This window comes from Novosphingobium sp. PhB55, from assembly GCF_004368805.1.
GTDB lineage: Bacteria > Pseudomonadota > Alphaproteobacteria > Sphingomonadales > Sphingomonadaceae > Novosphingobium.
Genome location: NZ_SODQ01000005.1, coordinates 101,794 through 124,932, shown reverse-complemented (window position 1 = coordinate 124,932; position 23,139 = coordinate 101,794). Strand labels below are relative to the sequence as shown.

Sequence of the window (23,139 nt, the reverse complement as noted above, 5' to 3'; positions counted from 1 at the left end):
CATGAGCCGAGAGGAAAAATGATGCGATCTGGTGCCTGGTGTCTTGTCTCCGCTGCAACTGCGGCCCTGCTGGTGAGCGGCTGCAAGGGCGAAAAGTCCGTTCCTGCCCCGTCGGAAACCGCATCGGCCGGGATTTCGGCCCAGACCGAGAGCGCTACCGAAACGACGACGGAGACCAGCACCGAGGCCGGTGACGTCGTCGTGGGCGGCGGCCGCGCGGAGAAGACCGAGAACGATCTTTACGAATTCTCCTATTCCTATCCCGATGCCGCAGGCGCGATTCCAGGGCTCAAGGCCAATCTCGACCAGCAGCTCGATACGTCCCGCGCGGATCTGGTGAGCAGCGCCAAAGAAGGGCAGGCCGAAGCGAAGAAGAACGACTTCCCCTACCACACCTACAGCTACGGCGAGGACTGGAAGGTCGTGACCAGCCTGCCGGGGTGGCTCTCGCTGTCTTCGGAATCCTACGTCTATTCGGGCGGTGCTCATGGCATGACCGCTTTCGATGGGCTTCTCTGGGATCGCCATGCCGAAACCGCGCGCAAGCCGATCGACCTCTTCACCAGCAAGGAAGCCCTGTCCAAGGCGCTGCGCACCCCGTTCTGCGCCGCGCTCGACAAGGAGCGCGTCAAGCGCCGCGGCGGCCCGATCGACAAGAGCGACGAGATGTTCTCCGAATGCATCGATCCGGTGGAACAGGTGGTGATCCTGGGCTCGACCAACCGGCAGACGTTCGACCGCATCGGCCTGCTCGTGCCGCCCTACAATGCCGGTCCTTATGCTGAGGGCAGCTATGAAGTGACGGTGCCGGTGACGGGCGCGGTCATGGCCGCTCTCAAGCCGCAGTACCGATCCAGCTTCTCGGTGGCGAAATAGGAAGGCACGAAAGGCAATAGCGCGCGCTCACGCGTGATCTCGCATTTTGCGCGCGCAATTGTTATGTAGCCCTCATGACCGAATACCAGACCGTCGAACCCGGAAGCGAAACCGTCCTGCGCGACGGCACCATCAAGCTGCACGGCCCCGAGGGCTTCGAGGGCATGCGCAAGGCCGGCCGCCTTGCCGCCATGATCCTCGACGAGATCGCACCGATGGTGCAGCCGGGCGTGACCACGGCCGCCATCGACGACAAAGTGCGCGAACTTACGCTGGACGGCGGCGCCGTGCCCGCCACTTTGGGCTACCGCGGCTATGCCCATTCGTGCTGCATCTCGATCAACCATGTGGTCTGCCACGGAATTCCCTCCGACAAGGCGATCAAGGACGGCGATATCGTCAATATCGACGTTACGCCGCTGCTGGACGGCTGGCACGGCGACACCAGCCGCATGTACCTGGCGGGCGATGTCTCGCTGAAGGCGCGCCGCCTGGTCGAGGTGACATACGAATGCCTGATGATCGGCATCGAGCAGGCCCGGCCCGGCAACCGCGTGGGTGACATCGGCGCGGCGATCCAGGCCTATGCCGAGTCGTTCCGCTACGGCGTCGTGCGCGAATTCTGCGGCCACGGCCTCGGCCGCCTGTTCCACGACGCACCCGAAGTCGTGCATGCCGGCCGCCCCGGCACCGGGCCGCTGCTGAAGCCCGGCATGTTCATGACCATCGAACCGATGATCAACCTGGGCAAGCCGCCGGTAAAGCTGCTGTCCGACGGCTGGACGGCAGTGACGCGCGACAAGTCGCTGTCGGCGCAGTTCGAGCATTCGATCGGCATCACCGAAACCGGCTGCGAGATCTTCACCACCAGCCCCCAGGGTCTTCACAAGCCGCCCTACGCCTGACGAGTCATCGCCCCGGCGTACGCGCCCGGGCGTGACCTGACGTCTTCGCCATGACAGCCTCCTTTCCCGACACAGGGAAGGGAGAGCCATGGCCACCGCAGCATTCGATCTTACCGGCGGCGTCCCGGAAGAACGCGAGTTCGTCGTCGCGGAAAAGCCCGATGACGGGCTGCGCGATGCCGTGAACGTGTGGATCGAGGAGGAGAACGGCCTCTTCGCCATGCGGATCGGCGTCGAGGCGGTCGGCAATGCCTGGGACAGGCACGAATTCTGGCTCGACGTTGCCTTTGCCGATGGCCGCCTGCTCTCGAAACGCGGGGACGGAGCGGTTCATGCACCTTACGGTGCCGATGGCCGCCCGACCGTGCGCGGCACTGGCCCGGTCCGCTTCGAATGCGAGGACCCCTTCCGCCGCTGGACCGTCTCCTACCGGGGGCAGGCGGCGGAGACTTCGGCACAGGCCATAATCGACGATCCCGATTTCAAGGAAACCCGCTGGAGCGACCTGGAGATCGCGGCCGAAATGGACATGGCCGCGCCGCCCTGGGTGCCGGGATCGCTCCTGCCCGAAGCGGCCGCAGCGCTTGGCGGCGAGCAGGGCAGCTTCATGAGCCCGCGCTACGAGCAGCTCTTTCGCTGCAGCGGCACGCTCACCGTCGACGGCGTGGTCCGCCCGTTCAAGGGCAACGGGCTGCGCATTCGGCGCACCGGCTTTCGCGCCTTCGCCGGTTTCTGGGGCCATTGCTGGCAATCGGCGGTCTTTCCCGATGGCCGCGCCTTCGGTTTCAATATCTATCCCCCGCGCGAGGACGGCGAGCCGAACTATGCCGAGGGCTGGATCATCGATACCGACGGTGTCCGCACCCCCGCGCGCCCGGTGGAAGTGCCGTGGCTGCGCCGCTTCGTCACCGGCGGCGAGGATGTGTCCTGCGTGCTCGAAACCGTCAACGGCCGCCGCGTGGCGATCGCGGGCACGACATTCGTCAATGTCCGTTCGCGCGGCGGGTTCGCCAAGCCGGTGGATTGGCCCGCGGACTTCCCGCTCGTCCAGCAGAGCCACGCCTTCTATACGTGGGACGGGCAGAGCACGACTGGCATGATCGAGCGCTCCAGCAAGCCGAGTGTGATGGAGTCATAGAGGCGCATCAAGGCGGCGTGTTGCGGCTCTCGGCCGAGGGTTGCGGCCCCCGGGCTTCGCTCACGGCGGCGCGGCCTGCACCGGCTTGCTCAGAAGCGCGAGAAGCGAGATGCGGTTGAAGAACCACATCCGCTGCAATTCCAGGCCGCTGTATTTCCGCAGGGTATTGGCGAAAGTATAAGGCGTATACCAGACATTGTGATCGGGGTGGACGGCTTCCAGGAACGTCTCGGTTTCGGCCACGTAGTCGAAATGGCGCGACCGGCACTGGAAGGCGTCAGGCACGGAAATGAGGAAGAGATTGGCGTCCACCGCCGCGATCTGGCCGAGGAACGCCTCGACGTCCGCGACATGCTCCATCACTTCGGGAACGAGCACGACATCGTAGCTGTCCGTGACTTGCGCGAAGTCGGTGAACAGCCGTCCTGTCACGAACGGCCGCAGCTGTTCCAGCGCCTCGCCATGGGGATCGAGCCCATCGAGTTGCCGGCAATGCGCTTCAAGCTGGACATGAAGCGAGGTTCGCGGATCGGTAATCGGCCAGTCCGCGCAGCCCACATGCAGCACCCGTTGACCGGCGAGCAGGCTGGCGAGAACCTCCATCCTGCCGAGCGAGGCCAGTTCGGCGCCCACTTGCACGCGCTGCAGGAAGTACGGGGCGTGGATGCCTTCGAGCGAAGATGCGCGCGGCGGGGGTGATGGCGATGGCACTGCCGGAGTGGGTGCTGTCACTGCCGGCGGCGATGGAGGCGCCGTTTCCGGGGGCTGCCGGGACTGGCTTGCCATGGCGCCGATGTCGGTCCTGTGCATGTCCTCGTAAGTGCGCAGGGTGGAACCCCAGAGTTGATGGGCATAGACCGGGTCGCTGCCGCCATACGTCACGCCCGTGAAGTGGCGCGGGATGAACATGTGGCTCGGGTAGATGCGCAGCGGGGTATAGGCGAACTTGCGGTAGCAGTCGGTCAGGCGCTGCGGGCCCACGGTTTTCCAGGCCATGTCGCCGATGACCGAGGGGCTGGCGGCGATGTCCTCGACGATTTGCCGCACGAAGCCATTGCCGGCCTCGCATCCGAAATAGCCGGCGGCGATCAGGCCGGGGCGGGCGATTTCGCTTTCCCAGCAGGCGAACGCCTCGCAGTCGAGCAGGGTTTCGTCGAGCGGGCGCAGGCAGATCGAATCGGCATCGAAAACCAGGCCGCCATGTTCGAGCAGGATTTCCCAGCGCATCATGTCTGCCACGCCGTTGAGTTCGCGCGGGGCCATCTGCCGCATGTGAGCCGCGTTCACCCAGTTGCGCCCGTCCAGTTCGGCGTTGCCCCAGAGGCGAAACTGCCAATCGGGATGGGCAGCGCGCCAGGTCTCGATGCAATTGTCGGGGCGGCGGGCCTCGTCGCCCACCCAGATGAAATGGAAGCTCTTCGGAATCATCAGGCGGCTCCCGGCGGAAGAGGGCGTTCCTGCCGAGAGCTAAAGCGATGCAGTGTATCAAGTCCGAAGGGGCGCTAGGGAATTGTCCCGAGAAGGGCCGATCCGGGCCATGAGAGAAGCGGGTAAAGAAAGAAGCGGGCCTGCTCCGCGACATGCGAAGCAGGCCCATCCCCCACCGAGGGCGGGAGCATCAGCCGGAGCGGCACACAAAGTGCGGAAGCGGTGCCGCTCCGGGCGGGTGACCTCTGGGGGTTTAGAGGTCAGTCCCGCGGGATGATCCAGCGGATCGTCCCCAGGTAACTGCCGGAGGCCGCCTGGCCTTCGGCATTGGTGGCCGGTTCGAACCGGGCACGCCTGCTGACGTATTTGCAGGTGGCCTCGTCGAGGCCGGTGAAGCCGCTCGACGCGACGATGGCGCATTGGCTGACGCGCCCGCGCGCATCGATGTCGAGCCTGAAACGGACGCTGCCCTGGTGTTCGGCGCGCAAATCCGCGGTGGGGTAGTCCTGCGTGGTGACCCAGCCCGATGCGGCATTGCTGGGAAGCGCCCCGCGCGGCTGGAACCGGGCCGGGGTCTCGGTTGGCGTGGGCAGCGCCACCGCGACTCTCTCCGTGGGTTCGAAGGCGCTGGGCGTGGCCGTGGGCACCGTGGTGGAGACCTGAACCGGATCCTGGGCAGGAAGCTGGATTCGCGGCGTCGGGGCGGTCAGCAGCGGCTGATCCACGGGCCTATCGGGCTGCGCCTGGGGTTCGGGAGGAGGTGGAACCGGGATCGGTTCCAGCCTGATCTGGGTCGCTTCGGGGTTCTTCGGCGGATCGCTCCTGAGCAGGGTGACCGCGAAACCGTTGACCAGGGCGAGGACGAGCCCACCCTGTATCAAGGCCACGATGCCGCCGGTGAGCGCCTTCTGGCTTCCGTTGGCCAGACTTTTTGTGGAATGTCGATCGACGTAGGACATCGGCAATCCTCTCCATGGGTGCACCGCGTTCTTGCGACGTCACGAGCTTGCGGTTGGTCGCAAGTCCGGTGCACTTCATGGAAAGAAGGCTATCACGAATCGAAACAATTCAAATAGAATTATACTAAGCACAACAAGCATTTAACATGTCTTGTTTATCATCTGCTTGCTTAGTTCTTACCGCACCGCAGCAATAGCCTTCTGGCGGCGGCGCTGCACCGAACTGCCCAGCCCGATGGCCTCGCGGTACTTGGCGACGGTGCGGCGGGCCAGTTCGAAGCCTTTGTCCTTCAGCAGGTCCACCAGGGCATCGTCGGACAGGATGGCTTTCGGATCTTCGGCGTCGACAAGGCGGCGGATGGCCGCCTTGACCGCCTCGGCCGAAGCGCCTTCGCCGCCGGTGGCGGCGACGCCCGAGGTGAAGAAGAACTTCAGTTCGTAAGTCCCGCGCGGGCAGCTGAGATATTTGTTCGAGGTGACGCGGCTGACGGTCGATTCGTGCATGCCGATCGCCTCGGCCACGGTGCGCAAAGTCAGCGGCCTGAGCTGCGATATGCCGCCGCTGAAAAAGCCTTCCTGCTGCTTCACCAGTTCGCTGGCGACTTTCAGGATGGTCTTCTGCCGCTGGTCCAGCGCCTTGATCAGCCAGTTCGCATCCGCCAGTTTTTCCGAGAGCCAGGCGCGCGAGCCCTTGTCGGCGCATGTGCCTTTCAATTCCACGTAGTAGCTGCGGTTGACGATCAGGCGCGGCAGGCTGGCCTGGTTGACGGCGACATTCCAGCCGCCGTCGCTGCGCGGCGTGACGAGGATATCCGGGGTGACGGCGGCGCTGGGTTCGCCGCCGAAGCGCAGGCCGGGTTTCGGGTCGTAGCCGCGCAGCTCGGACAGCATGTCGGCGAAATCCTCATCGTCCACGCCGCAGATCCGCTTGAGCCGGGCCAGTTCGCCGCGCGCGAGCAAGTCGAGATTGTCGATCAGCCGCGCCATCAGCGGGTCGAGGCGGTCGGCCTCCCGCGCCTGGAGAGCGATGCATTCGGACAGGGTTCGCGCGCCGACGCCGGTGGGATCGAGCGAATGGACGACGGCCAGTGCCGCCTCCGCCTCGGCCGGATCGACGGCGAGGTCTTCCGCGATTTCCGCGAGCGCGACCGGCAGGTAGCCCGCTTCGTCCAGTTGCCCGATCAGGTAGCGGGCGATCCCGGCCAGCAGAGGGTCGCCGGTGGCAGCGCCGACTTGTGCTTCGAGGTGCTCCACCAAGGTCGCTTCGCCCCGGCCGCGTTCCTCGATGGCGGGCAGTTCCTCGCCGCCGCCGAGGCGCAGGTCGGCGGACCATTCCCCGGTGTCGCGGTCGCGGTCGAGCGCGGAAGCGTCGATATCGAGCGGGCGGTCGTCCTCTCCCCGCCCTTCGCCGATGAGCCGGTCCACCGGCGATTCCTCAAGCGTGGTGCGGCGCGCTTCTTCGGGCACGTCGACGGTTTCGGAGGCCGGTGCAGCCGGTTCGCCGCCCACGTCGAGCAGGGGGTTGGCCTCCAGCGTTTCGCCGATGAAGGTTTCCACTTCGAGGTTGGACAGCGCCAGCAGCTTGATCGCTTGCTGGAGCTGCGGGGTCATGACCAGCGACTGGCTTTGCCTGAGGTCCAGGCGCGGTCCCAGGGCCATGGCCTAGCGGGCCTGCGTGAGCGGGCCTTTCGACAGGCATGAGCCTGCCGCGAGGGTCACAGCGTGAAGCCTTCGCCGAGGTATAGCCGGCGCACGTTTTCGTCCGCCACCAGGGCTTCGGGGCTGCCGGCGAACAGGACCTGGCCACCGTAGATGATGCAGGCACGGTCGACGATGTCGAGCGTCTCGCGCACGTTGTGGTCCGTGATGAGCACGCCGATGCCGCGCGTCTTGAGATCGCGCACGAGGTCGCGGATGTCGGAGATGGACAGCGGGTCGATGCCGGCGAACGGTTCGTCCAGCAGCATGATCGAGGGCTTGGCCGCCAGCGCGCGCGCTATTTCGCAGCGGCGGCGCTCGCCGCCCGAAAGCGCCATGGCCGGGCTGGAGCGCAGGCGGGTGAGGCCGAATTCGTCGAGCAGGCGTTCCAGCTCGCTGGCGCGGACGTTCTTGTCGGGCTCGTTGAGTTCGAGCACGGCGCCGATGTTCTGTTCCACCGTCAGGCCGCGGAAGATGGAGGTTTCCTGCGGCAGGTAACCGAGGCCGAGCACGGCGCGGCGGTACATCGGCAAGCGCGTCACGTCGACGCCGTCCATCAGGATGCGGCCCGAATCGGGGCGCACCAGGCCCATGATCGAATAGAAGCAGGTCGTCTTGCCGGCGCCGTTGGGGCCGAGCAGGCCGAGAACCTCTCCCTTGGCGACGGACAGCGAGATGTCGGTAAGCACCGCGCGCTTGTCGTAGCTCTTGGCGATCGAGATCACTTCGAGTCCGCCGGCTTCGGCGACGGTTGGCACGTGGTGGCCTGCACCTTGGCGGTCCGGCCCGGAGTCAGCCGGGTGCGGGGGGAGTTCGGTGGTTCCGGTCATGTTCAGAGCGGTTTACGCATGCCCCCGTTGCTCGGCAAGCGGGCAATTCCCGGATATGGAGGCAAATGGCAGGTTTCCTGCATGGTTCGGCGCATTTGCGGAACCGGGCAAGATTGTTGCGGGTTGTAGGGTAAACTTGAAATCCACCCGCTCAAGTGATCTAGTGGGTTCCAGGACAGATCAAAGGTCGCAGACAAGACGGGACAACCATGATGGACAGGATCGGCAAACAAGATACGGCGCCTCGCACCGGGATCCTGCCCCGGAACCGACCCCTGGATGCGCGCGGTTCCCTGCCCGATCCGCTTGCCGCATCGCGCGGCGGCCATCTTCCCGACAAGCCCGTGGCGCCCGAAGGCGGTTCCATGCACGACTGGTCGAAGACCGACTGGCGCCGCAAGATGAGCGACAACATCGCCTATGCCCTGCTGGTCTACACCGCATTGCAGATTTTCGTGACGGTGGGCGCGCTCAAGGCCCATGGCGAATCGCTGCTGCCCTATCTTGCGCTGGTGATCCTGGTGGTCGCGATCATTCCGGCCTGCCGCCGGTTCGAGGCGCGCTGGAACCGGCTGGACGACGAGCAGGCCCACGATCCCGCGCTGGGCCCCTATTTTCGCCGCGACCGCATACTCCTGTGGGTGCTGGCAATCGGGCTGCCTTTCGCGATCACCGGGCTGTTCAAGGGCCTTTCCCTGCTGACGGCGTGAACGATCCTCACGCGAGATTTGCGCTCGGCCGCCGCGGAGTTTAGGGCTGCGCTCCCCCTGTGCCGGTATCGCGCCGGTCTCGCAGGGCATGGAGACCCGAAGAGATGCTCAGCCCCCAGGAAGCGCTCGACCGCGCCCAGGACCTCGCCGACCGTGCACGCAAGGCCGGCGCCGATGCCGCCGACGCCGTGTTCGGCGCCAGTTCGTCCGAGGGGATCCAGGTGCGCCTGGGCAATCTGGAAGATGTCGAAAGGTCCGAAAGCGAGCATATTTCCCTGCGCGTCTTCGTCGGCAGGCGTTCGGCCAGCATCGGTTCCTCCGATCTTTCCCCCCAGGCGCTCGACGAACTCGCCGCCCGCGCCCTGTCCATGGCCAAGGCAGCGCCCGAAGACGCTTTCGCGGGGCTGGCGCCTGAAGACCTGCTGACCCGCGCGCCCTGGCCCGAACTCGACCTGCTGGACCCGGCCGAGCCCAGCCCGCAGGCGCTGCGCGCCGCCGCGCTGGAGGCGGAGGAAGCCGCCCGCGCGATTGCCGGCGTCTCCAACTCCGATGGCGCCACAGCCAGCGCCGGCAGCGGTGTCTTCGCGCTCGCCACCAGCCATGGCTTTGCCGGCGCCTATGGCTCCACCAGCCACTCGGTCAGCGTGTCGATCGTGGCGGGAGAAGGTTCGGCCAAGCAGCGTGACTATGCCTGGCGCTCGGCACATCACCGCGAGGATCTGCCGCCGCCCGCCGAGATCGGCGCGCTGGCCGGCGAACGCGCCGTGGCCCGCCTCAATCCGGGGCGCATGGCCAGCGGGCCGATGCCGGTCGTCTTCGACCCGCGGGTGGGCGGCTCGCTGATCGGTCATCTCACGGGCGCCATTTCCGGCAGCGCCATCGCGCGCCGCTCCAGCTTCCTGCTCGACCGCCTGGAAGAACAGATCTTCGCGCCGGGCATCGTCCTGGTGGAGGAACCCCACACGCGGCGCGGCCTGCGTTCGCGCCCGTTCGACGGCGAGGGACTGGCCACGCGGACGCGCAACCTGGTGGAAGACGGCCGCCTTACCGGCTGGCTGCTGGACAGCGCCTCGGCCCGCCAGCTCGGCCTTGCGCCGACCGGCCACGCCGCGCGCGGCGGCGGCGGGGCGCCGGGCGTCTCGGTGGGCAACCTGCATCTCCAGCCCGGCACGGCGACGCCGGAAGCGCTGATGGCGGACATCGAGGACGGGGTCTACATCACCGAACTGATCGGCCACGGCGTCAACGGCGTGACCGGCGATTACAGCCGGGGCGCTTCGGGCTTCCGCATCGTCGGCGGTCAGATCGCAGGACCGATCGCGGAGTTCACGGTGGCGGGCAACCTGCTGGCGATGTTCGCGGGCCTCAGCGCCGCCAACGACCTGGAATGGCACCGCGCCATCAACGTGCCGACCTTGCGCGTCGACGGGATGACCATCGCCGGAGATTGAGCGGGCCGCAGGGCGTTTTCCCGTCGCGCGCAACTGGCCTGGCTAGGCGTCCCGATCCTTGCGGATGTGGATTTCGCGCTGGGGGAAGGGCATCTGGATGCCTTCCTTGCCGAACCGCTGGGCAATCGTGAAGCGGAGCTGCGAGGCGATCGCGGAACCATCCGTCGCATCGGGCACGAAGACGAGCAGGCGCAAGTTGACGGCGCTTTCCGCAAAGCCGTCCAGCGTCACCGTGGGTGCGGGCGATTGCAGCACGCCCGCATGGGTGGCGGCGATGTCGAGCAGGACGATGCGCACGTTCTCCAGATCCGAGCCGTAGGCCACGTTCACCGGCACCACCACACGGGCCAGAGCCGCGCCCAGGCTTAGGTTCTTGACGCTGCCGGTGATGAGCTGGGAATTGGGTATGATGATCTGGTGGCGGTCAAAGCTCTCCAGATGGGTGGACCGCACCGAGACCTTGCGCACGATGCCCGAGAAATTCCCGACCTCGATCCAGTCGCCCTCGCGGATCGGCCGTTCGACCAGCAGGATGATCCCGCTCGTGAAGTTCTCGACGGTGGACTGGAGGCCGAAGCCCAGCCCCACCGAAAGCGCCCCGGCCACGAAGGTCAGGCTCGACAGGTCCAGTCCGGTACTGGCGATGGCGAGCACGGTGGCGAGGACGACGCCGACATAGCCGATCATCGTCACGATCGAGGCCTGCGAGCCGCGGTCCAGCCCGAACTGCGGCAGCACCGTCAGGTCCAGCACGCGCTTGAGCCAGCGGGTGATCGCGTAACCGCCCAGGAAAACGAAGAAGAAGGTCAGCACGTCTCCGGCAGAAAGGTTGACGCGGCCGATGGTCACGCCGCTGCGCAGCGCCACGATGCCGTCGCCGATCTCGCGGCTGTTGTAGCCCCAGGTCACGGCCAGCAGCGGCAGCGTGCCGAGCGTGAGCAGCAGTCCCGTCACCATCGGGATGATGTGCAGGGTGCGGTGATAACGCTTGAGCCGGCCCTGGGCGAGCATGTCCAGCACGGCGGAGATCAGGCGGTGGAGGAAGATGGCGATGGCGATGATGGCGATGGAGGCAACGACGTCGGAAAAGATCTCGCGCGCGAGCACGATGTAGCCGATCGCGGCGGCGCTCACGCTGCCGATCACCAGGAGTTTCAGGACACGGCTGAACGGGGCGGCGAAATCGAGGGCATCGCCTACGGTGTGTTTTTCGTGCGCCTCTTCCTGGCGGCCGTCGCGCAGCAGGTTGGCCAGGGTCCAGATCAACCAGCCTCCGCCGATCAGCAGCAGGGCGGAGATCAGGTCGATCACGGTGCCGGAGGCGAAGCCGCCCTGCTCCAGCCCCTCCACCACGGCCTCCAGTGCCATGACGATGCCGATCCAGCGGACGGTCGAGACGCCCTTGTCCACCAGTTCCGGCCGCAATTGCACCAGTCGCAGTTCCGTGAAGGGGGATCGCAGCGTGCTGCGGCCCAGCCAGTGGGCGATGGCGACCATCAGCGCCGCCAGCACCAGCAGCACGCTCAGCGTGACCAGCGCTGGCATGGCCATGAACGGCTTCAGGACGAGGACGAATGCGCCGATGGTGCAGCCGATGCCGAAGAACAGCACGATTGCGCCGGTCACGTCCTCCAGCACGACGAGAGGCAGGCGGCTTGAAAGCTGCTGGCTGGTGGGAATGCGCTTTTCCAGCGCGCGGCTGCCCGCGCGCAAGGCCCAGGTGGATGCGAACGGCCCAAGCAGCACCAGCGCCGTGGCGCCCAGCAGGCGGCCGACCAGGCCGCCGAAGCCTTCCTTAGCGTAGGCCCCGGCCACATTGTGAGCCACCAGGCTCATGCCGTGCGACACGTCCCAGGCAAAATCCACCCACAGCCGCGGGTCCAGCACCGAGCGGGCGCGCTCGCCCTTGCGCAGGCGTTCGATGGTAGAGATCCGGTTGTCGAGATCGGTCACCAGCGTTGCCGCGCGCGCCTGCGCCTCTCGGGCGCGCAGCACCGGGGCGAGCGCTACGGAGAGCTTTGCGTCCAGTACCTTGCGCTGCTGGGTAATGGCCGAGGCCTCGGTCTTGCCGGTTTCGGGCAGCGGGCCGAGGGCATTGATCTGGGCCTGGATGATCCGCGCGTCCAGGTTGCTGCGATCGGCCAGTTCGCGCGCCAGGTCGCGGTCGGCGGCCAGACGGTCGCGCAGCAGGTTGAGCTTGTGCACTTCGTCGTAGTCGAAGCGGCTGGGGGGCTTGCGCAGGATGGCCTTGGCACTGGCGGCATCGGCCTCGAAGCCGGCGGTGAGGGCGGGGTCGGAGGCGTCGTCGGCTTTGGGCGGCGGAGGGGGCGCGTCCTTCTGGCGCACGGCGGGGACGGCCGAGGCCAGCACTTCCGGGACGGAAGGGTGCTGCGGCGGCGCGGCACCGACGAGACAGCAGGCTGCGGCCAGCGCCATGCAGATGCGCGCCAACCAGGCTCGGCCCTGTCGGCGGTCGGTACCGAAAGTGCGGGATGTCACGCCGGGCGGCTCAGAGCGGCGCGAGTTCGAAGATGCCGCCATCCATCTTGAGGGCAAGGAACAAGTGGCCGCCGCGCAAAGTATAGCTGGCCACGTCGGGCAAGCGGGCGGCAAGGGTCTGGCCGATGTCCGGCTGCGGGCAGAGTGCGCGCGTGGAGGCGACCGGACCGATCGACAGGGTGCCGCCTTCTCCGCTGGGCGCCGCCGTGTAAGTGGCGCGCCCGCGATTGCAGTCCAACTGCATCCCCAGCGCGCCGTCGGCGGCGAACTCCAGGGTATAGCTCCGACCCTCCCCCGGCGTACTGGTGCCCTGGGCGTCATCCGAGGACTGGAACTGCACGAGTTTCCAGGAGGTGCCTGCCAGAACAGCGGGGCTGGCGGAAGGCGTGGGTGCCGGGCCTGCAGACGGCGGCGGGGCGCCGTCCGCCGCGCAGCCGGCGAGCGTGGCCAGCCCGGTCGCGAGGGCAAGGGCCAGAGCGGCGGTTGGGGCGGTAACGGCGGTAAACCTGTTCATTGCCTGGCTCCCGGTGCTGTTGCGGTCAGTTGGTAAGGCCGATGTTCCAGCGGATGCCCAGACGGCCGACGAAGCCCCGGTAGTCGCGGGTCGGCACGTTGGAATCGATATGGGTATAGCCTGCAAAGCCATAAAACGAGAAGCGCTTGTCGATCGCGTGTTCCAGCCCGCCCGGAACGTCTTGCGGTTCGGGGGCGGCTGTTGATCGGAAACGTCCGTGCCGATTCCGGTTTGTACCAGGCGCGCGGGCCCCGGAAGAAGGCTTAGGAGAGCAGCGCGCGCCGCTCCGGGGTCTGTCGTCCCGCCCGCAAGAGCCAGGCCCTCCGCCCTTCGATGGCCCCGGCTACCGCGCCTGGGGCCGCGTGCCGGTGAGGGGGAAGCTGCCGAAGGGGCCGTTGGCGTTTTCGCCGCTGAGCTTGCCGTCGCGCACCGTGACGTCGTAGCTCACGGTGATCGGCATGGGCATCGAGGCCTTGCCCTGGAATTTCGCGCGGCCGTCCTTCACGCCCCCCGCGACTTCCACCGTGCCCTGGTCGGCGCTGACTTTGCCCGTCACCATATTGCCCGCCACCTTCAGGACCATGACCGCCTTCTGCGCGCCGACCGGGGTCTGGATCACGATGTTCCAGGTGCCCGCGAAGTCCTGCGGCTTTGCATGGCTGGCTTGCGCGGTCCTGGCCTTGTCCAGCAGCGCCTTCTGCTCGGCCGGGGCGGCCTGGGCCCTGGCGCGCAAGTAGAAGCGCATGGTTTCCAGTTCCTCGTCGGTGAAGGCGGGGAACGGCGGCATGCCGTTCATTTTGAGGGCGCCTTCCTTCACCACCTGCCGGAACGTGGCCGCATCGGTGATGATCGGGGAATAGCGCAGGTCCGGCGCGGCACCGCCGCCCACGGCGTTCCAGCCGTGGCAGACCAGGCAGGCGCGCGTGCCGAACAGCATGGCGCCGGCCTGGGCGCGGGCGAGGTCCGGCTTGAAGTCCGGATCGGTGGGCGGGACGAGGTCCGGCATGACGAAGGGCGGGATCGTGTCCTGGCCGTCCAGCGCGAAAGTGAGGACCCGGCGCGGCAGGCGATAGTCGGTACGGAAGGCGGCATTGCCGGGCGAATTGATCCCCGCGCCGTTGCCCCCGCTGCCGGTGATGACGGTGACGTACTGCCGCCCGTTCATGCGATAGGTGATCGGTGCGCCCACGATCGGGCTTTCGGTCTTGAACGACCAGAGCTGCTTGCCGGTCCTGGCGTCCCGCGCCACGAACCTGCCGTCGATCTGGCCCTGGAACACCAGGCCGCCGGCGCTGGCCATGACGCCGCCCGGCCAGTTGCCCGGCAGCTCCACTTCCCAGGCGAGCGACTGCGTGACGGGGTTCCAGGCGCGCAGGAAGCTCTTGTGGCTGCCCGGCAGTTCCACTTCGGGGATCAGCGTCACGCCCATGCCTGCCGTGATCTCGCCGCCGCCCTTCTGGCCGTCGCCGATGAGCGCGCCCTGTTCGATGACCGGGAGATAGACCAGCCCGGTGAGCGGACTGTAGGCCTGCGGCATCCAGGAGTGCGCCCCGGTAGGCCCGGGCCAGAGTTCGAACAGGCCGGGCTTGCCGGCATAGCGGATTCCGGGATTTTCCACCGGGCGTCCGGTCTTGCCGTCGATATGGTCGGCCCAGGTGACCTTGGCGATCTTCTGCGCCGAGATGAACTGGCCGGTCGCGCGGTCGATCACGTAGAAGAACCCGTTCTTCGGCGCCTGCATCAGCACCTTGCGGTCCTTGCCGTCGATCTTCAGCGTGGCCAGCGTCATGTCGGTGGTGGCGGTGCAATCCCACTGCTCTGCAGGGCAGACCTGGTAGTGCCACTTGTAAGCGCCGGTCTTCACGTCCACCGCCACGATCGAGGCGAGGAACAGGTTGTCCCCGCCGCCGGGGCTGCGCTTCGCCTGATTATAGGGAAAGCCGTTGCCGATGCCGAGGTAGACGAGGCCGAGTTCGGCATCGTAGCTGAAGGCGTTCCAGGCCGTGCCACCGCCGCCGCGGCGGGTGCCGTCGGGGTTTGTCCAGCCGCCGGGCCAGGTCTTGCGCATGACCGCTTCGGCTTTTTCGTTCCCGGGCGTCACCGGGTCTCCCGGCGTGGTGTAGAACCGCCAGGCGAGCTTGCCGGTTCGCGCATCGTAGGCGGAGACGAAGCCGCGCGCCGGGCTGATGTCCGCACCGCCGAAGCCGACGATCACCTTGCCGCCGAACACGCGCGGGGCGCCGTTGGAATTGCGCGGGGAATCGTCCGGGAAGTCGTATGTCTTCCAGACTTCCTTGCCGGTTCTTGCATCAAGGGAGATCACGTAGCCGTCCGTGGTGACGAGGAAGACGTGGCCCGTCCCGTTTCCGCCGGCCTCATAGGCGATGCCCTTGTTGCCCCAGGACATCTGGAGCGCCGAAGTCGCGCGCTCGCGCGTGCCGCCGTCGTATTCCCAGAGCTGCTTGCCGGTCACGGCATCCAGCGCGCGGATGTGGGAGTGGCCGGACGTGAGGAAAACCTTGCCCTCCGCCATCAGCGGCGTGCTGGCGGTATAGCCGGGTTCGAGGTCGAAGTGCCAGGCGAGCTTGAGCCGGCCTACCGTGTCGGTGTCGATCGCATCGAGCGGGGAATAATGGGCTTCGCTGCCGGTGCGGCCCCAGCTCGGCCATTCGTCCGGGTCAGTGACCATGGCCTGTTCGATCGGCTGGGCCGGCTTGTCGCAACTGGTCAGGGCGAGCGGCAGCAGGGCCGCGATCAGGAGCCGCAGCGCGGCAGTGCTTGGGCGTGCAATCACGGCTCTTCCCCCGTTACCTGTTATTCTGGCCCGTCTTCTGTTCTTGTTGCACGGGCTATCAGCCGCGCGCGGGCTTGGGAAGAGTTGCTAGCCTTTGTGTATCATAACTTGCGCGCCCATCGCCCGAGCGAAGAGCGGCGGCAGACGCAGGAACCCCGGCCGTCCGGGGGCGGGAGGCCGGGGTTCCGTCGGGAAGCGAGCGCGCTTCCCTTATCTGTCATCCAGGGACGAAGGCGTCAGTTGGTGCCGGCGCCCATGGGGATCGGCGTGCCTTCCTTCAGGTAGACGCGGTTGTCCTCGATGCGGTCCACGTTGTCGAAAGCGATGAAATGATGGGCGCCATCGGAACTGTCGGACCGGGTGAGCTTGAGCTGGTCGTCCTTGACCTCGTCGATGGTCCCGACATGCTTGCCGGTATAATCGGTGACTTCCATGTGCTCACGGATGCGAAGCTTCTCGAACATGAGGGGTTCTCCTGTGCGGGTGAGAGTATCTGCCTTTCTAACGGCCCGCTTCGGCGCTTCGTTCCGGCATTTGGTCCCGCAGGCAAAACGGCTCGTGCGAGGCTGCGGCAGGGCGGATCAGGGTTCCCGCGCCCGGCGCGCTCAGGGCTCGGCCCCTAGCCCGAAGGTGGCATCGCCGCGCGGGGAGAGGAGGATCCTGTCGCCGTCGACACCGTCGATCTCCGACACCGCGATGAAGGACGAGCCTTCGCCTTCCAGCACCACTTCCTGCCCGTCGACATGATCGACCGTGCCGATCGCGCTGCCGTCCGCCGCGATCACCGTCATACCCTTTTTGACGACGCCCGATTCGGTGGGCCAGGAGGTCTGGACGGGGTCGAAGTCCGATGGTGAAGGGGGCATGGCTTATTCCTCCGTGAAGGGCGGGACGGGCTTGTCGATAAGGGAGAAAGCGCTGCAAACCGGCCCGGTTCCACGATTCGCCACTTACCGCTGGCCCACAAGCCCTTGCGTCCCCATATTGGTCAAGGCGCAAGATGTGCCTTTTTGCTGTGCAAACTTTTGCCAACCCGCTCCAAAAACGATCAAATTTGGGTATCGTGGCGGGCATCGGCCCCGGAGCTTGCTCCGGGCCTCCAAGATCATGCGCCGGGAAAGGCGCGAAAGGCCGCGTATCGGCCTTTCGAATCGCCCGGCGCCCCATGCGAATCGAACCCCCGGAGTTGTCCGCCCATGTCCCTTCTCGAAGCCCGCAAGACCTACAAGCCCTTCGAATACCCCTGGGCTTACGACTTCTGGAAGACGCAGCAGCAGATCCACTGGCTGCCCGAGGAAGTTCCGCTGGGCGAGGATTGCCGCGACTGGGCGCAGAACATCTCGGAGCATGAGCGCAACCTGCTCACCCAGATCTTCCGCTTCTTCACCCAGGCCGACGTGGAAGTGCAGGACTGCTACCACGAGAAGTACGCGCGCGTCTTCAAGCCCACCGAGATCAAGATGATGCTCACCGCCTTCTCCAACATGGAGACGGTGCACATCGCCGCCTACTCGCACCTGCTCGACACCATCGGCATGCCCGAAAGCGAATACGGCATGTTCCTCGAATACGAGGAGCTGAAGGCCAAGCACGATTACCTGCAGAAGTTCGGCGTCGACAATGACGAGGACATCGCGCGCACGCTGGCCATGTTCGGCGGCTTTACCGAGGGCGTGCAGCTCTTCGCCAGCTTCGCGATGCTGATGAACTTCCCGCGCTTCAACAAGATGAAGGGCATGGGCCAGATCGTCTCGTGGTCCGTGCGCGACGAATCGCTGCACTGCGAGGGCATCACCCGCCTGTTCCACGCCTTCGTGCAGGAGCGTAACTGCCTTACCAAGGCCGTGAAGGACGACATCGCCGACCAGTGCCAGACCACGGTTCGCCTGGAAGACGCCTTCATCGACCTGGCCTTCGAGATGGGTCCGGTCCCCGGCATGACCGCCAAGGACATCAAGAAGTACATCCGCTACATCGCCGACTGGCGCCTCAGCCAGCTGGGCCTGAACCCGATCTACCTGATCGAGGATCACCCGCTGCCCTGGCTTCAGCCGCTGCTGAACGGCGTGGAGCACGCGAACTTCTTCGAAACCCGTTCGACGGAATATTCGAAGGGCGCGACGCGCGGCAACTGGAACGACGTGTGGTCGAACTTCGATTCGCGCCGCAAGGTGAAGGCCAACGACGAAGTGCTCGTGGCCGACGGTACCGAACCCGACATGTTCGGTGCGACCGAAGCGGCCGAATAAGCCGGTTCACGAGAAACAGGAAAGGGCCCGGGAGCAGCGCTTCCGGGCCCTTTTCCATGCCGGTCCGTTTCCTGGCGGTGTGCCGATCAGCACCAGCTGCGGCGATGCCCCTGCCACTGCTCCGCCAGGCCTTCCTCCACCAGCGTCGCGCCCAGGCTGCGGCCTTTGCGGGTGACGATGCGCAGGGCGCGGCCGTAGCGGTCCTTGTCGCGGCCATCGCCGCCGGGCTGGAGCGTGAAGGGACCGGCGTTCAGCAGGGCGATCAGGCGGCGCGTCGCCTCCGCGCCGAGCTGCGCCTCGTCGCGGCACTCGGGCGTGCTGGTCTCGGGGGTGTTGATGTCGGCGATGCGGATCTTGGTGCCCTGGTACCAGAAGGTGTCGCCATCGACGACGCAGGTCTTGCGTACCGGACCCGAGCAATGGGCGAAGCGCGCGGTCTCGGTATCGGGCGCGGCGGGAAACAGGCCGCCGCCCAGCGTGGGCGCGCCGCTGCGCTGGTCGTGCCAGAGATAGAGCCCGGCCACGAGAACGAGGGGCAGCAGCAGCCAGATCGAAGCCGGGTGCCAGCGCCGGTGCGAGGGCCGGCGGTAAGGTCTTGGCATGGGGGAAGAAGCGTCCTCAGGTTCCGTATTCGCGCGCATCTGGGGCGTCGAATTCGCCCCGGCAAGTGCGAATCAGCCTGTCCAGCTCATGATGGTGGAAAGCGCGCAGGAGACGGAAGCCCAGCGTGCCGTTGCCGCTCCAGCGCACCCGCGCCTCGAACGGCTCCGCGCCATCCGGGGCGATGAGCAGCACTTCGCCGTTCTCGATGGGGTCGGGCAGCAGGTCGGCAGGCATGACGCAGCCGATCCGGCAGCCTTCCTGCGACACTTCCACAAGAAGGCCGGTGCCGATCCGGCGTGACCCACGCAGGATGCTCGCTTCGCGGCGAAGGGCATAGCGCTGATGCGCACGTATTCTGAGCATGTTCACAGGCAGTCGCCCCCCGGCATCCCTCTAAACGATATATGGCGTATCATTCTTATCATTCGGTTACCGACGCCGGCGGCGTTCAGATCCACAAAGTCGCTGGATCGGGCATGGGCTCGTGCTTCTGCGCGTTGAGCAGGCTCATCACGCTGCGCACGATCACCAGCACGGCCACGGCCATGAGCACCAGGAAGCCGATCACCACGACCAGGAGCAGCACGCCCAGGACCGAGCCGACCAGGCCGATCCAGAATGTGTTGATCTGGTACTGGTAATGCGATCGTTCCCAGCCACCCCCGGCTTCTCCGCGCCAGACGTAGGCAAGGACGACGCCCACGATCGCCGTGACGCCGGTGATGCAGGACGCCAGGTAGAGCAGGCTGATGATCGTCGGGTGATTGAATTCGAAGCCGGGAGTCGTGCCGGGACCCCGTTCGGTATCCGGGCCGGAATTCGCCTTCATGCGGTCCAGGTCGTCCATGGCTTTCCTCCATGCTGTTCCCGGACCGGGATGCTGCCCGGTTTATGACAAGCGTGCAAGACTTGGATTTTCCCGCGTTCCCCGGCTGGGAGGACGCAGGTAGCTGGGAGAGGAAGGCAGGATCGGGCGCCGGGCCGCCATGGGCCCGGTCGCGCCCGGAATGCGGATCAGGCTGCGCGCTGGTCGGCGGGGCCGTTCTTCAGGACGAAATGGCGGTCGCAATAGCCGCAGTCGACATAGCCCTTCTCGTCGATCTCCAGCCACACGCGCGGGTGGCCGAGGGCGGCGGGCACATAGTTGCCGGCGGCGCGGATGTCGGTGGCCCCGTCGCAGGAAACGCGGTGGGAATCGGTGTAGACGGTTTCGGGCTGCGTGCTCATGGATCGGCCGATTACCAAGCCTTCACGGGAATTTCCAGCGAGTCTTTGCTTAGCGGGCTCATCACTTCCGAATGGCTTGCGGCACCGGCCCGGGTCAAACCCGGGCCGGTGCCGCTCAAAAACGGGCGGGCGCCCGTTTGTGCCCGGCCGCGCGGCCGGAAGATGCCTTGGATGTCAGGCCGGGACAGCCAGGGTGCCTGCTTCGGCAAGGGCGTCGGCAAGCGCCTTTTCACGAACGTCGGGGCCGATGGCGATGCCTTCGGCGAGCACGAAGATGGGATCGGTGATGCCGATGAAGCCCAGGACCGCGCGCAGATAGCTCTCGGCATGCTCGACCGCGGCGCCGGGCTGGCCTTCGCCGTAGTAACCGCCGCGCGAAAGGGCGATGTAGACCTTCTTGCCGCCGGCCAGGCCCTGCGGACCTTCGGCAGTGTACTGGAAGGTCTTGCCGGCCACGAGCACGCGGTCGAACCAGGCCTTGAGCTGGCTGGGAATGGTGAAGTTGTACATGCCCGCACCGATCACGACCACGTCGGCAGCCAGGAATTCGGCCAGTTCGGGCGTGCCTTCAGGATTGCCGAGCACGTCGAGGGTGAGGTGCGGCAGGGCCTCGGCGGCGAGATCGCGGTAGGAAACCTCCAGCGAGGGATCGGCCTTGGTCAGCGAGGCGGTGATCGCGGCCGAAACGGCGCGGCTGACGGAGTTTTCGCCGAGGATGCTGGAATCGAGGTGGAGAAGCTTCATGACGTTTGGCCTTTCTGGAAGGGCAGTCTGGAAAATGGCGTTGGTCTGGAATAATGACTGGCTCTAGCTATGTTGCACTGCGAAGAACGCCAAGAGCGCATTTTTTCAGGACCAGGTACCATGAAGATGACTACCCTTGAGAAGCCGGTTCCCGCAGCGCCGGTCTCCGCCGCGGCGCCGGACATGGTGCATTCCGCCGGCGCCTGCCGGGTGATCGGGGATATCCTCAGCCGGGTGGGGGACAAGTGGTCGATGCTGGTGGTCATGACGCTGCTGGAAGGCGACCGTCATTTCAACGAATTGAAGCGTGCGATCGACGGCATCTCGCAGCAGATGCTCTCGCGCACTTTGCGGGCGCTGGAGCGCGACGGGCTGGTGCTGCGCACCGTTCATCCCAGCGTACCCGTGCGCGTCGAATATGCGCTCAGCGATCTCGGCCGCTCGCTTTCGCTGCCGGTGAAGGAACTGGGAGCCTGGGCCTTCGCCAACCGTCCGGCGATCGAGGCGAGCCGCAATTTCTTCGATAGCCGCAGCGCGGACAGCTGATCCGGGCGCCGAGGGGACAGGACAAGGGGGCACCATGGAAGCGGTCGTCGTCCTGGGCACGGCGCTGGTTCTGCTGATCGCCATGCCGGCGCTGATTGGCCGGATGATGCGGCGCGCGCGGCGCAAGCGCCAGGACCGTGCGATCGGCATGGGGTTCGAGGGCGCTTTCGATGTTTTCGATCCCGCCCGGGCCCGCGCCTTGCAGACGATCCGGCAGCACCAGGAAATCGGCGAGGCGGACGAGGGCAACCAGGGCGAACTGATCGACCCGCCCCGGCACTGAGCGGCCGTTTTTCGGAACTTGAAGCGCCGGGGAGCGCATGCCGGGCCTTTACTGGGACGCCGTCCTGCCCCACATGCGGGCCATGACCAGCACGACGTCCGCCGCCATCTCGATCCGCGACCTCAAGAAGCGCTACGCCCCCGCCGGAAGCGGAGAGGGCAAGCTGGCGCTCAAGGGCGTATCCTTCGACGTTCCGGAAGGCGGGATCTTCGGGCTGCTCGGCCCGAATGGCGCGGGCAAGTCCACGCTGATCAACATCATGGCGGGGCTCGTGCGCAAGACCTCGGGCTCCATCGATATCTGGGGCTTCGATATCGACAGGAACCAGCGCAACGCCAAGCGCTCGATCGGCATCGTTCCGCAGGAAATCGTGTTCGACCCGTTCTTCACGCCGTTCGAAGTGCTGGAGAACCAGGCCGGGCTCTATGGCATCACCAAAGTGCTGCGCCGCTCGGAAGAGCTGCTGCGCGCGGTGCACTTGTCCGACAAGCGCGACGCCTATGCCCGCACGCTTTCGGGGGGCATGAAGCGCCGTCTGCTGATCGCCAAGGCGCTGGTCCATCAGCCGCCGGTGCTGGTGCTCGACGAGCCGACCGCCGGCGTGGACGTGGAACTGCGCCGCCAGCTCTGGGAACTGGTGAGCGAACTCAACCGCGAAGGCGCGACCATCGTGCTCACCACGCACTACCTCGAAGAGGCCGAGGAACTGTGCGACCGGATCGCCATCATCAATCACGGCGAACTGATCGCCAACAAGCCGACCCGCGAACTGGTGGGCATGGCACGCGAGAAGATCCTGGTGCTGACGCTGGACCGCGACGTCTCGGCGCTGCCCAGCCACCCCGGCTTCCTCAAGTGCGAGATGACCGGGGAGCGCGTTCTCCAGATCACTTACGACAAGGACCGCAGCAACGCGGGCGAGATCCTCTCGGCCGTACAGGCGCAGGGCTTCGCCATCATCGACGTGACCACGCGCGAGGCGGACCTGGAGGACGTCTTCGTCAGCCTCACCAGTTCGGTCGCGGCGTGATCGCGCCGCCGGTAGGGTGCTGCCGTCAGGGATCGGCCTGGTGAGCTACCTCTACCTGGCGATCGCCATCGTCGCCGAAGTGATCGCCACGTCGTTTCTCAAGCAGTCGAACGGGTTCACCCGGCTGGTGCCGACGCTGATCATGGCGGCGGGCTATATGGTGGCGTTCTATTGCCTGTCGCTGGCGCTGCGCGGCATGCCGACCGGCGTGGCCTATGCGATCTGGTCCGGCGCGGGGATCGTGCTGATTGCCGGGATCGCGTGGATATTCCAGGGGCAGAAGCTGGACTTGCCCGCGATCCTGGGCATGGCGCTGATCATTGCCGGGGTGATCGTGATGAACTTGTTCTCCCGGGCCGCAGCACACTGACCTCAGGCGCGGCCTTCGGGGAATTCCTTCCAGACCCTGTGTGCATGGCGGCGGATCGTCCGGCTGCAGAGGCTGCAGATCGCCGCGTAATGCGTGCCGTCCCAATGCACGGAATCGCGGTCCGGCGCGTGCCGGTCGAAATGGCAGAACATAGTCTGGAGGGGGTGTCGGTAAAAGGCAGTCATCCCGGCATGCTCCCTGCAGAAGCTTCTTGAAGAATGCGGGTCCGAAAAACGCGGGCCCGAAGAAGCTGACCTTGAAGAAGTCGGTCGAGAAACGGTCCGG

At 66.3% G+C, this 23,139-nt stretch carries 25 protein-coding genes; 10 read left to right on the top strand and 15 right to left on the bottom strand.

The annotated features are described in order from the left end of the window. Positions 1–21 precede the first annotated feature (21 nt). From EDF57_RS13270 to EDF57_RS13260, 3 genes are all read left to right on the top strand, one after another. Positions 22–876 (top strand): DUF4163 domain-containing protein, encoded by an 855-nt coding sequence (locus EDF57_RS13270; RefSeq protein ID WP_134094652.1) that lies wholly within the window; start codon positions 22–24, stop codon positions 874–876. 74 nt (positions 877–950) lie between these two features. After that, a complete protein-coding gene (gene map, locus EDF57_RS13265) occupies positions 951–1,781 on the top strand; it encodes a type I methionyl aminopeptidase (protein ID WP_134094651.1) in 831 nt (276 codons plus the stop codon). An 88-nt stretch (positions 1,782–1,869) separates the two neighbouring features. Beyond that, positions 1,870–2,919, top strand: a complete 1,050-nt coding sequence (locus tag EDF57_RS13260) for a hypothetical protein (RefSeq protein ID WP_134094650.1) — start codon at positions 1,870–1,872, stop codon at positions 2,917–2,919. A 60-nt stretch (positions 2,920–2,979) separates the two neighbouring features. Here EDF57_RS13260 and EDF57_RS13255 read toward each other — a convergent pair whose 3' ends face one another. From EDF57_RS13255 to lptB, 4 genes are all read right to left on the bottom strand, one after another. Beyond that, entirely contained in the window at positions 2,980–4,347 is a 1,368-nt protein-coding gene (locus tag EDF57_RS13255) for a glycosyltransferase (RefSeq protein ID WP_134094649.1), read from the bottom strand. A 260-nt stretch (positions 4,348–4,607) separates the two neighbouring features. After that, a complete protein-coding gene (locus EDF57_RS13250) occupies positions 4,608–5,306 on the bottom strand; it encodes an energy transducer TonB (RefSeq protein ID WP_134094648.1) in 699 nt (232 codons plus the stop codon). A gap of 177 nt (positions 5,307–5,483) precedes the next feature. Beyond that, complete coding sequence (gene rpoN / locus EDF57_RS13245) at positions 5,484–6,965, bottom strand: RNA polymerase factor sigma-54 (RefSeq protein WP_134094647.1); 1,482 nt, start codon at positions 6,963–6,965, stop codon at positions 5,484–5,486. A gap of 56 nt (positions 6,966–7,021) precedes the next feature. Further along, complete coding sequence (gene lptB / locus EDF57_RS13240; RefSeq protein ID WP_243654152.1) at positions 7,022–7,834, bottom strand: LPS export ABC transporter ATP-binding protein; 813 nt, start codon at positions 7,832–7,834, stop codon at positions 7,022–7,024. A gap of 212 nt (positions 7,835–8,046) precedes the next feature. Between lptB and EDF57_RS13235 the strand changes: the two genes are divergently transcribed. Then, entirely contained in the window at positions 8,047–8,544 is a 498-nt protein-coding gene (locus EDF57_RS13235; protein ID WP_243841057.1) for a hypothetical protein, read from the top strand. Positions 8,545–8,648: 104 nt separating this feature from the next. Then, on the top strand, positions 8,649–9,995 hold the full coding sequence (locus EDF57_RS13230) for a TldD/PmbA family protein (RefSeq protein WP_132264797.1): 1,347 nt from the start codon (positions 8,649–8,651) through the stop codon (positions 9,993–9,995). Between the two features lie 42 nt (positions 9,996–10,037). Here the strand turns inward: EDF57_RS13230 and EDF57_RS13225 are convergent, their stop codons facing one another. The 5 genes from EDF57_RS13225 to EDF57_RS13205 form a co-directional block, all read right to left on the bottom strand. Further along, positions 10,038–12,494, bottom strand: a complete 2,457-nt coding sequence (locus EDF57_RS13225) for a mechanosensitive ion channel domain-containing protein (protein ID WP_134094646.1) — start codon at positions 12,492–12,494, stop codon at positions 10,038–10,040. Positions 12,495–12,504: 10 nt separating this feature from the next. After that, a complete protein-coding gene (locus EDF57_RS13220) occupies positions 12,505–13,008 on the bottom strand; it encodes an META domain-containing protein (protein WP_166675275.1) in 504 nt (167 codons plus the stop codon). Between the two features lie 343 nt (positions 13,009–13,351). After that, positions 13,352–15,802, bottom strand: a complete 2,451-nt coding sequence (locus EDF57_RS13215; RefSeq protein WP_243841056.1) for a PQQ-binding-like beta-propeller repeat protein — start codon at positions 15,800–15,802, stop codon at positions 13,352–13,354. 236 nt (positions 15,803–16,038) lie between these two features. Then, positions 16,039–16,266: a DUF2171 domain-containing protein gene (locus tag EDF57_RS13210; RefSeq protein ID WP_132264803.1), complete on the bottom strand. Its 228-nt coding sequence runs from the start codon at positions 16,264–16,266 to the stop codon at positions 16,039–16,041. Between the two features lie 141 nt (positions 16,267–16,407). Further along, positions 16,408–16,668 carry a DUF2171 domain-containing protein gene (locus EDF57_RS13205; protein WP_132264805.1) on the bottom strand — a complete coding sequence of 87 codons (261 nt, stop codon included), beginning with the start codon at positions 16,666–16,668 and terminating at the stop codon, positions 16,408–16,410. 330 nt (positions 16,669–16,998) lie between these two features. Here EDF57_RS13205 and EDF57_RS13200 point away from each other — a divergent pair, with 330 nt between their 5' ends. Beyond that, a complete protein-coding gene (locus EDF57_RS13200) occupies positions 16,999–18,051 on the top strand; it encodes a ribonucleotide-diphosphate reductase subunit beta (RefSeq protein ID WP_132264807.1) in 1,053 nt (350 codons plus the stop codon). A gap of 86 nt (positions 18,052–18,137) precedes the next feature. Here EDF57_RS13200 and EDF57_RS13195 read toward each other — a convergent pair whose 3' ends face one another. From EDF57_RS13195 to EDF57_RS13175, 5 genes are all read right to left on the bottom strand, one after another. Then, complete coding sequence (locus EDF57_RS13195) at positions 18,138–18,653, bottom strand: thermonuclease family protein (RefSeq protein WP_243654155.1); 516 nt, start codon at positions 18,651–18,653, stop codon at positions 18,138–18,140. Between the two features lie 16 nt (positions 18,654–18,669). Next, the gene (locus tag EDF57_RS13190) at positions 18,670–19,017 is read right to left on the bottom strand and encodes a hypothetical protein (RefSeq protein WP_132264811.1); all 348 of its coding nucleotides are present in this window, start codon (positions 19,015–19,017) and stop codon (positions 18,670–18,672) included. Positions 19,018–19,102: 85 nt separating this feature from the next. Then, positions 19,103–19,501, bottom strand: a complete 399-nt coding sequence (locus EDF57_RS13185; RefSeq protein ID WP_243841055.1) for a hypothetical protein — start codon at positions 19,499–19,501, stop codon at positions 19,103–19,105. Positions 19,502–19,668: 167 nt separating this feature from the next. Continuing rightward, on the bottom strand, positions 19,669–19,881 hold the full coding sequence (locus EDF57_RS13180) for a zinc-finger domain-containing protein (RefSeq protein ID WP_132264813.1): 213 nt from the start codon (positions 19,879–19,881) through the stop codon (positions 19,669–19,671). Between the two features lie 174 nt (positions 19,882–20,055). Next, entirely contained in the window at positions 20,056–20,625 is a 570-nt protein-coding gene (locus tag EDF57_RS13175) for an FMN-dependent NADH-azoreductase (RefSeq protein ID WP_134094643.1), read from the bottom strand. Positions 20,626–20,745: 120 nt separating this feature from the next. Here EDF57_RS13175 and EDF57_RS13170 point away from each other — a divergent pair, with 120 nt between their 5' ends. From EDF57_RS13170 to EDF57_RS13155, 4 genes are all read left to right on the top strand, one after another. Next, positions 20,746–21,171: a helix-turn-helix domain-containing protein gene (locus tag EDF57_RS13170; RefSeq protein WP_134094642.1), complete on the top strand. Its 426-nt coding sequence runs from the start codon at positions 20,746–20,748 to the stop codon at positions 21,169–21,171. Between the two features lie 34 nt (positions 21,172–21,205). Continuing rightward, complete coding sequence (locus EDF57_RS13165) at positions 21,206–21,454, top strand: hypothetical protein (RefSeq protein WP_134094641.1); 249 nt, start codon at positions 21,206–21,208, stop codon at positions 21,452–21,454. 82 nt (positions 21,455–21,536) lie between these two features. Then, a complete protein-coding gene (locus EDF57_RS13160) occupies positions 21,537–22,484 on the top strand; it encodes an ABC transporter ATP-binding protein (protein WP_134094882.1) in 948 nt (315 codons plus the stop codon). Positions 22,485–22,521: 37 nt separating this feature from the next. Further along, entirely contained in the window at positions 22,522–22,854 is a 333-nt protein-coding gene (locus tag EDF57_RS13155; RefSeq protein WP_166675283.1) for an SMR family transporter, read from the top strand. Positions 22,855–22,856: 2 nt separating this feature from the next. Here the strand turns inward: EDF57_RS13155 and EDF57_RS13150 are convergent, their stop codons facing one another. Then, entirely contained in the window at positions 22,857–23,039 is a 183-nt protein-coding gene (locus EDF57_RS13150) for a hypothetical protein (RefSeq protein WP_134094639.1), read from the bottom strand. Between the last annotated feature and the right edge of the window lie 100 nt (positions 23,040–23,139).